At 41.6% G+C, this 13,134-nt stretch carries 12 protein-coding genes; all 12 read left to right on the plus strand.

Features of this window, described 5'->3' with window-relative positions; genetic code table 11:
• Positions 1 to 245 precede the first annotated feature (245 nt).
• Complete coding sequence (locus tag QM738_RS06335) at positions 246 to 1,025, plus strand: alpha/beta hydrolase (protein WP_462275834.1); 780 nt, start codon at positions 246 to 248, stop codon at positions 1,023 to 1,025.
• A 43-nt stretch (positions 1,026 to 1,068) separates the two neighbouring features.
• The gene (locus QM738_RS06340; protein ID WP_462275835.1) at positions 1,069 to 1,863 is read left to right on the plus strand and encodes an alpha/beta hydrolase; all 795 of its coding nucleotides are present in this window, start codon (positions 1,069 to 1,071) and stop codon (positions 1,861 to 1,863) included.
• Positions 1,864 to 1,895: 32 nt separating this feature from the next.
• Positions 1,896 to 2,891, plus strand: coding sequence for an MBL fold metallo-hydrolase (locus tag QM738_RS06345; RefSeq protein WP_462275836.1), 996 nt, complete (start codon positions 1,896 to 1,898; stop codon positions 2,889 to 2,891).
• Positions 2,892 to 2,935: 44 nt separating this feature from the next.
• Positions 2,936 to 3,961, plus strand: a complete 1,026-nt coding sequence (locus QM738_RS06350) for an alpha/beta fold hydrolase (RefSeq protein WP_462275837.1) — start codon at positions 2,936 to 2,938, stop codon at positions 3,959 to 3,961.
• Between the two features lie 109 nt (positions 3,962 to 4,070).
• Positions 4,071 to 5,840: an amidohydrolase gene (locus QM738_RS06355; RefSeq protein WP_462275838.1), complete on the plus strand. Its 1,770-nt coding sequence runs from the start codon at positions 4,071 to 4,073 to the stop codon at positions 5,838 to 5,840.
• A 2-nt stretch (positions 5,841 to 5,842) separates the two neighbouring features.
• Positions 5,843 to 6,277, plus strand: a complete 435-nt coding sequence (locus tag QM738_RS06360) for a DoxX family protein (protein WP_462275839.1) — start codon at positions 5,843 to 5,845, stop codon at positions 6,275 to 6,277.
• Entirely contained in the window at positions 6,274 to 6,714 is a 441-nt protein-coding gene (locus QM738_RS06365) for a DMT family transporter (protein WP_462275840.1), read from the plus strand. Before QM738_RS06360 ends, QM738_RS06365 begins: the two co-directional genes overlap by 4 nt.
• 2 nt (positions 6,715 to 6,716) lie before the next feature.
• Complete coding sequence (locus QM738_RS06370; RefSeq protein WP_462275841.1) at positions 6,717 to 8,084, plus strand: alginate export family protein; 1,368 nt, start codon at positions 6,717 to 6,719, stop codon at positions 8,082 to 8,084.
• 28 nt (positions 8,085 to 8,112) lie between these two features.
• The gene (locus QM738_RS06375; RefSeq protein WP_462275842.1) at positions 8,113 to 8,646 is read left to right on the plus strand and encodes a YceI family protein; all 534 of its coding nucleotides are present in this window, start codon (positions 8,113 to 8,115) and stop codon (positions 8,644 to 8,646) included.
• A 141-nt stretch (positions 8,647 to 8,787) separates the two neighbouring features.
• Positions 8,788 to 9,042, plus strand: coding sequence for a hypothetical protein (locus tag QM738_RS06380; protein WP_462275843.1), 255 nt, complete (start codon positions 8,788 to 8,790; stop codon positions 9,040 to 9,042).
• Entirely contained in the window at positions 9,039 to 11,663 is a 2,625-nt protein-coding gene (locus QM738_RS06385; RefSeq protein WP_462275844.1) for a BamA/TamA family outer membrane protein, read from the plus strand. The genes QM738_RS06380 and QM738_RS06385 overlap by 4 nt, the downstream gene beginning before the upstream one ends.
• 549 nt (positions 11,664 to 12,212) lie before the next feature.
• The gene (locus QM738_RS06390; RefSeq protein WP_462275845.1) at positions 12,213 to 13,073 is read left to right on the plus strand and encodes a helix-turn-helix domain-containing protein; all 861 of its coding nucleotides are present in this window, start codon (positions 12,213 to 12,215) and stop codon (positions 13,071 to 13,073) included.
• Positions 13,074 to 13,134: the final 61 nt, after the last annotated feature.

The raw sequence follows: 13,134 nt of genomic DNA on the forward strand, positions 1-13,134 counted from the left end.
ATTACTTTATAATCTTTCAAAAACCCTGCTGTTTTTATTGAAACTACTGTAAACCGAACTGGTAAAGGTTTTCAGGCAGCGTGTTTTTTTGCAGCAATATAAATAACAATTGTATATCGTAGTATTTTTTAACAATACCACGAAATGTCGTGGTCGAGGAAAAATCCGTTTTTACAGAATCATTGGTTTACAACCTTTTGCATTGTTGGCACAGCCTTGGTTAAATCCTAGAAAACAAAAACAACATGATCACTTCTACCAAAACAATTTTATTTATAACCGGCGCATTTGTAGGCAATAACTGCTGGGATGAATGGAGAACATATTTTGAAAGCAAAGGCTACAAAACAATGGCACCGGCCTGGCCACACAAAGATGCTTCGCCGGAAGAACTAAGGAACCGGCAGCCGGATGCAGGCATTGCATCTAACAGGTTGGCCGCACTAACGGAGCACTATGCACGAATTGCACAAAGCTTTACCGAGAAGCCAATTCTTATCGGGCATTCCATAGGTGGGTTGATCGTGCAGTTGTTATTACAACGTGGGTTGGGTGTTTGTGGCGTGGCCATTCACCCTGTGCCACCACAAGGCATTATCACTTTCAAATTCTCTTTTCTTAAAGCCGGCTGGGGAGCGTTGGGTTTTTTTACACCTGTAAAAAAGAGTTATTTAATGTCGTTCAAAAACTGGCAATATGCATTTACCAATGGTATGGACTGCGATGCACAGAAAGAAGCCTATTACAAATTTGCGATCCCCGAATCCAAACTGGTGGTGAGGGATACGATATCAAAAGCAGCTAAGATCAATTTTGAGAACCCGCATGCGCCCTTACTGATCACTTCCGGCAGTGTTGATCACAGTATTCCTGCTTCGCTGAATTATGCGAACTATAAAAAGTACAAAAAGAATAGTTCTGTTACGGATTACAAGGAATTCAAAGGGCGCAACCATTTTGTATTAGGACAGCCCACCTGGAAGGAAGACGCGGATTACATACTGGAATGGATAACAAAACAATGAACCTGTATATAAATTTTTATTCAACAAACTTAAAAGCAAAACAATGAAACAAAAAAACCTTTTACGCAATGGCTTGCTGCTACTGGCAACAGCAACGCTTGCAACCATCACCGCCTTTACACCTGTTAAAAATAAAATCAAAACAATGGCAACAACAAAAAACATCGTTATCGTACACGGCGCATTTGCCGATGGCTCCGGCTGGGAAAATGTTTATAAGATACTGACCGGTCGTGGCTACCATGTAACCATGGTACAAAATCCTTTGACCTCTTTAGAAGATGATGTGGCAACTACTGAAAGAGTGCTGGACAAACAGGATGGTCCTGTTGTATTAGTAGGCCATTCATGGGGTGGCAGCGTTATCACACAGGCAGGTATGCACAGCAAAGTATCCAGCCTGGTATATGTAGCTGCATTTATGCCGCAGGTGGGAGAGTCTACGCTCGACCTGGTGAAGACAGCGCCACCTGCACCTGAAAATGGCATCCTGCCTCCTGATGATAAAGGCCTGATCTGGTACGATAAAGATAAATTTCATGCAGGCTTTGCTGCTGATGTAAGTAAAGAAAAAGCGGAATTCATGTACGCCTCACAGGCACCCATAAACGTAAAAGCATTTATAACGCCTTTATCGCAGGCAGCATGGAAAACCAAACCATCTTTCGCTATTGTTGCTACGGATGATAAAAGCATTAACCCTGATATAGAACGCATGATGTACAAAAGAGGCGGCGCTACTGTTACAGAAATGAAAGGCAGCCATGTACTGTTCATCCCCAAAGCAAAAGAAGTGGCTGACGTAATTGAAGCTGCTGCAAAAGCAACTGCTAAATAATTCCCCGTAAAAAGTCCATAAAATAACTGTTTATGAAAAAAATACTACTGGCGGGCGGAGCTATGCTCTTGTTCATTACAACATTTGCACAGGTACCGTTGCCGCCGCAGGTGCCGATATGGGATGCCAATAAAGTGGAACTGAAATTGCAAAAAGTAGCAGAAGATGTGTATGCCATCCTGCCAACCACTGCAGCAACAGAAACCACGCAGGGAATTCCGCAGGCAACAACAGGTGGATTCATTGTAGGCGAAAAAGGGGTGTTGTTAATTGAAGTGATGTTAACAAAACGCCTGTACGACCAGGAAATAAAACTGGTACGTTCAATTACAGACAAACCTATCCTGTATGCTGTAAATACCAGCGATCATGGTGATCATTGTTTTTCCAATTATTTACTGCCGGCAGCTACGATCATTATCCAGAATGAATTTGCCAAAGAGAACCTGGCTAAGAATTACGAGATCATCAAACAGTTCATGATAACACTGTTTGGAAAAGACAGGGGCATTGAGCAAACCGTTTACCGTGCTGCAGATATCACCATTCCTAAAAACAATAATCTCACCATCGATATGGGTAAAGGAAAGATCGTGGAGTTTATCAATACAGGTACTGCACAATCTCCAGCCGATCTTTTTATCTGGCTGCCCGCTGCAAAAGTATTCTGGGCCGGTAATCCATTTATTGCAGAAAGTCCCTGTATCCCCTGGTTGTTTGATGGTTATTTTTTAGAGCCTGCTGCCAACCTGGAAAAGATCTATGATTTTTTACCCGCGGATGCAACTGTAATTCCGGGACATGGAAGGATCACGAATAAAGCAGGGATAAAATTCACCATTGATTATGTAAAGGCTTTAAAGAAAAATGTAGAAGAAGCCGTAGCGAAAGGATTGACGCTGGAGCAAACCGTGCAATCTGTAAAAATGGATGAATTCAATAAAGGATATGTGTTGTTCAACTGGCTTCATTTCAATTTCAATATTCCTAATGCTTATAAAGACATTAAAGCAAGGAAGGAAAAATAGAACACACCAAAACAATTACACTATAACTACTTAAAAATTTAATTATGAGTATTACAACTATTTCGTTCAGCAAAAAGATCAATACAATAAAATTGCTGTTATTCATTTCACTATCAAGCGCATTACCATTGATGTTCTCCTGTAACAATGCCGATAGTAAAACCGCAGCCAATAAAGATACCGCTACTACAGCTGCTCCTGCAGCAACAGATGCGGCCAAACCGGCAGCACCACCATCCAATTTTAAACATCAAACCGCCAATGTAAATGGCATCAATATCCATTACGTGATCGGTGGTGAAGGCGAGCCTTTGGTATTGGTGCATGGCTTTGGGCAAAACTGGTTTATGTGGAACCGCCTGTTGCCGGAATTATCCAAACATTTTACAGTGATAGCGCCCGATCTGCGTGGATCAGGCGAATCGGATAAACCTGCCGGTGGATATGATAAAAAAACTATGGCAACAGATATACACGAACTGGTAAAGCAATTGGGTTATAAAAGCATCAACCTGGTTGGTCATGATATTGGCTTGATGGTAGCCTATGCATACGCAGCACAATTTGGTGATGAAGTTAAGAAGATGGCTTTGCTGGATGCATTGATACCAGGTGTTGAACCCGTATGGCAACAGATATCCACCACTGTATGGCATTTCGGCTTTTTTTCAAGGCCTGTTGCAGGCAATATTGTTGCAGGGCATGAAAGAGAGTTCCTCACCGACTTCTGGCCGCAGGTAGGATTTGTAAAAGATTCTTTTACCAAAGAAGAAAGCGATGAATTCATCAGGGCCTTTGCTGTAAAAGGCTCTACCACCGGCTGTTTCCATTGGTTTGGAGAATTTCCGCAGGATGTAAAAGATAATCACGAGTTCATGAAAAAGAAACTCACCATGCCATTGCTTGCAATGGGTGGCGAACATTTCAGCGCACCTTTTTTAGCTACGCATTGCAGGCTGGTGGCCAATAATGTTTCGGAAGTAAAGATAGCAGGCTCAGGCCACTGGATAGTGCAGGAGCAAACCGAACAGGTACAAAAAGGCTTGCTGGATTTTTTTGTAAGCAAATAATAAATCAACAACTATCGAAAGGGTAAATGATATGTACAACAATTGATAAACACTATCAATTGTTGTACATCACTCATCCATTTAGCTTTAGCGATCAAATAAAAACGCGATGAAAAAAATATTGGTGTTATCGTTTGTATGGTTATTAGCAACAACGGTAAAGGCGCAGCAAAACGCAGATGTCATCATCTATAATGGTAAAATAGCTACCATGAATAAGCCGGGAGAGTTTGTACAGGCATTGGCGGTTAAAGACGGCATTATAATAGCAGCCGGCAGCTCTGAAAAGATACTGTCTGTATATAAAAATGCCACAACAAAACTGATTGATGCTGCTGGCAAAACTGTGGTACCGGGTTTGAACGATAGTCATATTCATATTATACGGGAAGGACTTAATTACAATGCAGAGTTAAGATGGGATGGCGTGAAAACACTGAAACGTGCAATGGAGATGCTGAAAGAACAGGCCGCACGCACACCCGAAGGCGTATGGATAAAAGTAGTGGGCGGCTGGAACGAATACCAGTTTGAAGAAAAACGACAGCCAACGATCGATGAGATCAATGAAGCAGTGCCTGATAAACCCGTTTTTATAACCTATCTCTATGGAAAAGCATTTGTAAATAAAAAAGGTATTGAGGTATTGGGATACAACAAGGATACAAAATATGAAGGCAGTCTTGTAGAGTTAGATGATAAAGGCGTACCCACCGGTATGTTGTATGCCAAACAAACTCCCAAAGCTATTTACAGCACACTGGGCTTGACCACTAAACTTACCAGGGAAGAAAGATTGAATTCCACCATTCAGTATTATCACGAGCTGAATAAATATGGATTAACGAGTGCGGTGGATGCGGCAGGTGGCGGACAAAATTATCCTGATGATTACGGTGTTGCATTACAACTGGCCAAAGAGGGCAAACTCACCCTTCGTACTGCTTACTATTTGTTTGCGCAGGTAAAAGGCAGGGAGTATAAGGATTACGAAGACTGGATAAAAACCACATCGCTGAATAAAAATGATCACATGTTTGTGGCCAATGGTTACACTGCCGAAGGTGCTGGTGAAAATATTGTAGCGAGTGCAGCAGACTTTGAGAATTTTTTAGAACCACGCATTGAATTATCGCCGGAAATGGAAACAGATCTTGAACCCATCATCAGATTATTGGTGAAGAACCGCTGGCCATTCCGCCTGCATGCCACGTATGGAGAATCGATCGATCGTATGCTGAACATTTTTGAAAAAGTGAATAAAGAAATTCCTTTTAATGGTTTGCGCTGGTTCTTCGATCATGCCGAAACGATTACAGATGCTGAATTGCAAAGAGTGAAAAATTTAGGTGGTGGTATTGCAGTGCAGTTCAGGATGTATTACCAGGGAGAGCTGTATAAAAAAATGTATGGACACCCCGACCATCAATTGCCACCCATAAAGAAAATGCTGGCAATGAAAATACCGGTGGGCATGGGAACCGATGCTACCAGGATATCCACCTTCAATCCATGGATGAGTTTGCATTGGGCGGTTACGGGTAAAACAATCGGCGGGTATCAATTCTGGCCGGTAAAAGATGTGCTTACCAGGTTTGAAGCATTGCAACTATATACCATCGGCAGTGCCTGGTGCAGTGGCGATGAAGCAGTTAAAGGAAAGATCACAACCGGTCAATATGCGGATGTGGTGATATTGGACAAGGATTATTTCACCATTCCCGTTGATGATATCAGGAGCATACATGCTGCACTGACAATGGTAAACGGTAAAGTGGTATATGCCGAAGGGAAATACCAGGAGCTTGCACCTGCACAACCCGAAGTGATCCCTTCCTGGAGCCCGGTAAAATATTTTGGTGGTTATCAAAATCAATAAAAATGAAAAAACTATTTATCAATTTTTCAGGCCCGCTTCCCACGCAAAGAATATTCAATGCAGCCATGCTGTTCTTTCGCATAGCCGTATCGCTGGAGATGATCTTTGTGCATGGATTTAAAAAACTGGGTATCGGTGTTGCAGCAGCGGAAAGTATTCCCAACCCACTGCACCTGCCGGAAGCTTTTAACAGCGCATTCGCCATTGCTGCCAATATCTTCTTCCCTTTTTTAGTGCTGATAGGCTTGTGTACAAGGTTGGCTACCTTACCAACGCTGGCGGTTACACTAACAGGTTATTTTGTATTGCACTGGAATGATGCGGCTTTAGTAAAAGATACACCCTTTATATACAGTGTTGTTTTTATGCTGATACTTTTTGTTGGTCCCGGTAAATACTCTTTTGATTATATTGTCCACAAAAAATTACTACAATGAAAATCACGTGGATCATCATCGCATTACTCTCCGGAGCATTTTTACCGATACAGGCAGGGTTGAACACTAAATTGGGTAAAGCCATTGAAAGCCCTGTGCATGCATCAATGATATCTTTTATTATTGGCGCATGTACGGTGATACTGTACAGCTTTATTACAAAGCAGCATGTTTCGTGGGCAGGCGTAAAGCAGGTGCCTGCCTATGCATGGCTGGGCGGTTTACTGGGAGCATTTTATGTAACCGCTATTATACTGGCATTCCCAAAAATAGGGCCTGCATTGACATTTGGTCTTGTGGTGGCAGGACAAATGACGATATCTGTTTTACTCGACCATTTTAATATCCTCGTTACACAACAGCATCCCGTTAATATCTGGAAACTGCTGGGCATTGTATTGATTGTTGCGGGGGTGATCATCATCCGAAAATTTTAATAATGAAAAAGCTGATATTGATTGTTGTACTGCTTGTAATATACATTTGTAATTATGCACAAAAAATAACGGCTTTTAAATCGCTCCGCTACGATGAGGATTATACATATCTTAAGCATGACAGCAGCTGGTATGCAAAAACCAAGTACACCGCATTATCAAAAGATGGTAACAGCTATATAAGTTTTGGCGGAGAGATACGGTACCAGTATTTCAATATCCGGAATGAGGATTGGGGAGATGCTCCAAGAGACAAGGATGGTTACATACTTTCACGCTTTCTTTTACATACTGATGTTCATTTCGGAAAAGTTTTCCGTGCCTTTGTACAGTTGCAAAGCAGTCTTGCAAACGGAAGACCGAATACCAGCCCGGTAGAAGAAGATGCACTGGAAGCACACCAGGCATTTATTGATGCCAACCTGTTACAAAACAAAAAAAGTAAATGGCTGCTGCGTATTGGCCGGCAGGAACTTTCCTATGGTTCTCAAAGACTGGTTGCGGTAAGAGATGGGCCCAATAACCGGCAATCTTTTGATGGCGTGAAAAGCATTTTTACCAGTGGTAATTACAAGCTGGATGTTTTTTTTACGCATTATGTAAAAGCAAAGAAAGAAATATTCAACGATGGGTTTAATAAAGACGCTGAATTCTGGGGCGCTTATGTAACAAGGAATAACTTTTCTTTTTTACAGAACATCGATGTGTATTATTTAGGCCTCTGGAAATCAAAAGCAACATTTGATGATGGTACGGGTGAAGAATTGCGTCATTCGATCGGCAGCAGGATATGGAGCAGCAAAAGCAGGTTGAAATATGATATTGAAGGATTGTACCAGTTCGGCACATTTGCAGAGAAAGATATTCGTGCCTGGACATTATCTTTTAATACTTCGTATAAATTAAAACATATCCCGTTAAAACCGGAGCCTGGTTTAAAAACAGAATTCATCAGCGGCGATGCCCATTACGGCGATAACAAACTGCAAAGCTTCAGCCCGCTTTTTCCCCGTGGAAGTTATTTTGGCCTTGCATCTATAATAGGCCCGGCCAATCTTTTTGATATTCATCCCTCGGTATCGTTTGAGCTACAAAAAAAATTAGTAATGAATGTGGACTATGATCTTTTCTGGCGGTACAGCACCAACGATGGTATCTATACACCCGGTGTTGCATTGATCTATAGCGGCAAGAACAATCCCTATAAATTTATTGGCGACCAGCTGGCCACCGATCTTGTTTATACACCGAATAATTTTTTGTACTTCCGTGGCGAACTCACCTGGTTCAAAGCGGGTGAATATCTTAAAACAGCCGGTACAGGGAAGAACATTGTATTTACCTGTATTACGGCGCAATTAAAATTCTAAAAACTATACACTACATAAATACCAACAAATGAAAAAAACAACATGGCTGCTGGATCCAGCACACAGCGAGATCTTTTTTAAAGTAAAACATTTAATGATCACTACTGTAACAGGGTATTTCCGGAAGTTTACGGTAACGGCTATTACAGACGGTGATACTTTTGATACAGTGGATAGCATTGATTTTGCGGCAGAAATAGATTCGGTAGATACCAACAATGCGCAAAGAGATGAACACTTAAGATCAGCTGATTTTTTTAATGCGGCAGAACAGAAATGGATAAAATTCCTGGGCACAAAGTATGAAACATTAAGCGGCGAAAGCAAACTGTACGGCAGCCTTACCATTGGCGGCACTACAAAACCTGTTGTGATCAATGTGGAATTCGGTGGCATTGTTACTGATGGCTATGGGCAAACAAAAGCAGGTTTTACCATCAGCGGTAAGATCAACCGCAAAGAATTTGGATTAACATGGGGCGCCGTTACAGAAGCCGGCAATGTAGTGGTAAGTGATGAGGTAAAGATACATGGCGAGATACAATTGATAAAACAGGCCTAGTTGTAAAATCCATGGATGAATGAAATGTGCAATAAAATAAGCGTTTCATGCATTGCCGCTCCCTATTCTTTTGCTCATATTTGGAGACCAATGCCAAATTAAAAGTAACCTGCAAAAGCAGCGTATAATAAAACTAAAACAATGAAAAAGGCGATTAAAAAAGAACTGAAACAAAAACTCACAGCTGATGCAATGATACATTTAGGTAACCTGAAAAAATCACGGCAAAAGAAACTGGATAAGTATCTCGGGCGCAGCATGAACAGTATTGCTGATTATTATTTAAATTTATTGAGCAAAAAGCAGCTGAAAAAAATTACGCAAGCAACACCACCTTTAGAAAACTCCACCAGCCAGCCTTTAGTTACTGCAGCGACCAACACTATATTATCATGAACAAAAGCCTTCGGAAAAATATGTTGAACAGGGCAGTATACTTTAAAATCTGCTGCGTTTGCGCCTGTTTTATCATTTTGCTGAATGGTACTGAATGTGCTGCGCAAAACATTAAGGATTCTGCAGGTATTAAAACAGTTACCATGCCTGCGGGCCCGCAATTTAAAGCCACCGGTTTTAAACAGTTCTGGTGGGGCAGGCACTGGCGCAAAGAATGGTTGCAACCAGCACAATTCATTGTATTTGATATGGATACCACCGCAGGAGGATTAACACCCACCAAAGAAGGCGGCGGACACCAGACCAAATCACTGCGTTTACTGAATAAAAAAGGCAAAGAATATCTTTTACGCACCATTGATAAAGACCTGCGGCTGCTGATACCGGATGAATTTAAAAATTCTATCGTGCATGATATTGTGAATGACCAGATATCCACGGCACATCCTTACGGGCCTTTGGCAATTGCCAGTTTAACTGCGAGTGCGGGCGCCATGCACACAAATCCTGTGATTGTATTTGTACCCGATAATCCCCGACTGGGCGAATACCGGAAAGATTTTGCCAATAAGCTTTGTCTTTTTGAAGAGCGCCCTTCTGGTGAAGGTTGGGATAATACTGCGCTCACCAATTATGCAACAGATATTATCAACTCCGAAAAATTATTTGCAAAGCTGCAGGCGGATAATGATAAACAGGTGGACCAAAAAGAATTTTTAAAGATCCGCTTACTCGATATGCTGGTGAATGATTGGGACCGCCATCCCGATCAATGGACATGGGCTGCGTATAAGAACAAAGGGAAGACAACCTATATCCCCTTTGCCCGCGACCGCGACCAGGCATTTTCTAAAACAGATGGAGTGAATCTCTTCCTCATCTCGTTGCCATGGGTATTAAGAAGCCTGCGGAATATGAATGCCCATATACACGATGTGATCGGTGTAAACCTTTCGGCAACAAGCCTGGATAAAGAATTTATGAATGGACTTAAAAAAGAAGATTGGGTAAATACCATACAGGCTTTACAATCACTGATCACTGATTCGGCCATTCATAAAGCAGTATTGCAAATGCCGGCATCCAGTGTTGCTATTTCAGGAGCATTTGTTGAAAAACGTCTGCGGCAACGGAGAGATAATATGCTGCAATTCGGCATGCATTATTATAAAGTGATCAATAAAAAAGTAACCATTACTGGCTCTGATAAGGACGAACAGTTTACCATTGATAAAATAACTGATGATGATATTGCGATCACTATTCAGCAACTGAATAAAAATCTTGTTGCTACCGATACCTTGTTCCACCGCGTATTTACACATGCTATCACGAAAGAGATCTATTTATATGGTTTGGGCAGCAATGACCGCTTTGTTTTTAAAGGGCAGGCAAAGAATAAAATATTGCTCCGGGTATTTGGCGGTGCAGGGGTGGATGAATTTCTCAACCAAACCGGCAGTTCCGGCAATGGTAAAAGAACAAGGATATACGACAGTACAGATAACCGCATTCAATCAACCAATGCATATAAAGCTACCATAACTAACGATACCTCGTACACGAATTACAATAAAAAGGCTTTTAAATACGACTGGTGGAAACCATTGATACAGCCGGGATACAACCCGGATGATGGTTTCAGTATCGGGCTGGGTATTTCCTACAAAAAACAGCAATGGCATAAGTATCCTTTCGGTTGGCAGCAAACAGCCGGTATAAATTATGCATCTCTTACCTCCGCGTTTAGTTTTTTCTATTCCGGTGTTTTTAAGCAGGCCCTGGGTAAATGGGATATAGATATGGTAGCCAATTACAAAGCGCCCAACTATGTGCTGAACTTTTATGGCTACGGTAATGAAACAAAACTATCCGGCAATGAAAAGGCTTACTACAGGGTACGTTCGCAGGGTTTTTATATTAACCCATCTGTAAGCCGCAGTTGGAAAGCAGCAGAACTGAAGACCGGACTGATCTATCAATCTGTAAAAATAGAATCAACGAATAATAAATTCATTACCCAGCCCAATACCGGTATCGATCCATCAGTATTTACAACACAGCAATTCGGCGGCGCCAATATTGCCTATACTATCAAGCGCATCGTTAACAGGAAAGATCCTTCATTTGGCATTCGTTTTCATGCCGCAGCTGCTTACCTGGTCAACTTAAAAGAAACTAAAAGTGACCATGTAAACCTGCACAGCAATATTTCGGTTTATATACCGGTAGCAAAGGGACTGACCCTTGCACACCGCACAGGAGCTGCCACCAATATCGGTGATTATGCATTTTACCAGGCCAACAGTATTGGAGGATTGGATTACCTGCGGGGTTACTGGCGCTCCCGGTTTACCGGTAAAAGCACCCTGTACCAGAATACAGAATTGAGGTGTCGGGTATTAAAACTGAACGGCTATGTTTTCAGAGGTATTATTGGTGTGTACGGATTTTTTGATGATGGAAGAGTGTGGGTGAAAAACGAAGACTTCAATAAACTGCACACGGGTTACGGCGGCGGCATTTATTTTATCCCTTACAATACCATTGCTTTAAATGTTGCTTACGGCAGGTCGGATGAAGCGAACGTATTTACGGTACGTACCGGGTTTTTCTTTTAGCAGCATATTTTAATGTGTAAACCAGGCAGTTATGAATCATTTTATAACTGCTTTTTTATTTACCGTGATAAAAAAAAGAAGGGCTGGATAGAAATCCTGCCCCGTTTAAAATCCAATATCCTATGAAAAACCGGGTGCAATATATGACCAATTATTGAAACAAAAACCCGTATTACTACCTGAATTATTATCGTAGATCTACGAAGAAAAATCATTGTTTGCGTAAATACAACACATCAATAAAAGGGCAATAATGCGGTTGTGTGCGTGGAAAGTTTGCCCCATCTTTGAGTCAGCAATTGATTGATATGTTTATCAATCCAAATCCAAATCCTGTTAAAGTCCAAAAAGTTTTCCAATATCCCATTTAAAGATCGAAAAATTCAATATCAGTCAATTGCTGTTTTTACTGATATCCATTTAAAGCCAGAATACCACACCACAATCAAGAAATTAACTCCTGCAATTGCAGGAGTTTTGCTTTTATGGCAATACTGCAATCCCTGCGGCATACCAACAATGCACTATCTTAGTGCATCTTAAAGCGCAATGAAACTTAAATTCACGGACAGTAAAACAGGCGGCGACCTGCTGCTTTTTAAAACCGAAGACAGCTTTGACAGGCAGTACTTTGGCCGCGACCGCTTTAATAAATATTTTACCATAGCATGGAACCCGGGGCAGGCGCAAACGGTTACTATTGATGGAACCGATCATGCATTTCCTGCACAAAGCCTGCTTACATTATTATTCAACCAGTCGTTTAGTTTTGAAAAACCGCAGGATATTATCGCCTGGCAGTTTAACCGGGAGTTCTATTGCATTATTGATCATGATAGCGAAGTAAGCTGCGTGGGTTTTTTATTTGGTAGCACCGAACACTTATTTATATCATTGGATGAAAGCGCACAGCAAAAGCTGCAGCTGCTGATGGATATGTTTGCGGAAGAATTTAAAACCACCGACACTATACAGAACGAAGTACTGCTGGTGCTGCTGAAGCGTTTGATCATATACGTTACCCAGCTGGCAAAGGCCGGCTATGCCCCGGTTAAAAAAATGCAGGAAGAAAAGTATCATACTTACCGCAAATTTCATTTACTGGTAGAAAAGCATTTTAAAACAGAACACTCGGTAAGCTTTTATGCGCAGCAGCTTTGCAAATCGCCCAAAACACTCTCCAATCTTTTTTCGGGCAATGGCCACAAAAGCCCTTCGCAGGTGATACAGGAAAGAATACTGATAGAAGCCAAACGCCTGCTCTCCTACACCGACCGGCCTGTAAAGCAGGTTACTTACGAGCTGGGTTTTGAAGACCTGGCTTATTTCTCCAACTTTTTTAAAAAACATACCGGCCAATCCCCCGTTGATTTCCGCAATAACCGCCCTGTAATAAAAGAAGGGAAATAATTACAAGTAAACGGGCAATACGCTCATCAACCTCCCCCTGTTTCCATCGCAATTTTGTACT

Origin of the sequence: Ferruginibacter sp. (assembly GCF_049840995.1) — a bacterium.
Lineage (GTDB): Bacteria > Bacteroidota > Bacteroidia > Chitinophagales > Chitinophagaceae > Ferruginibacter.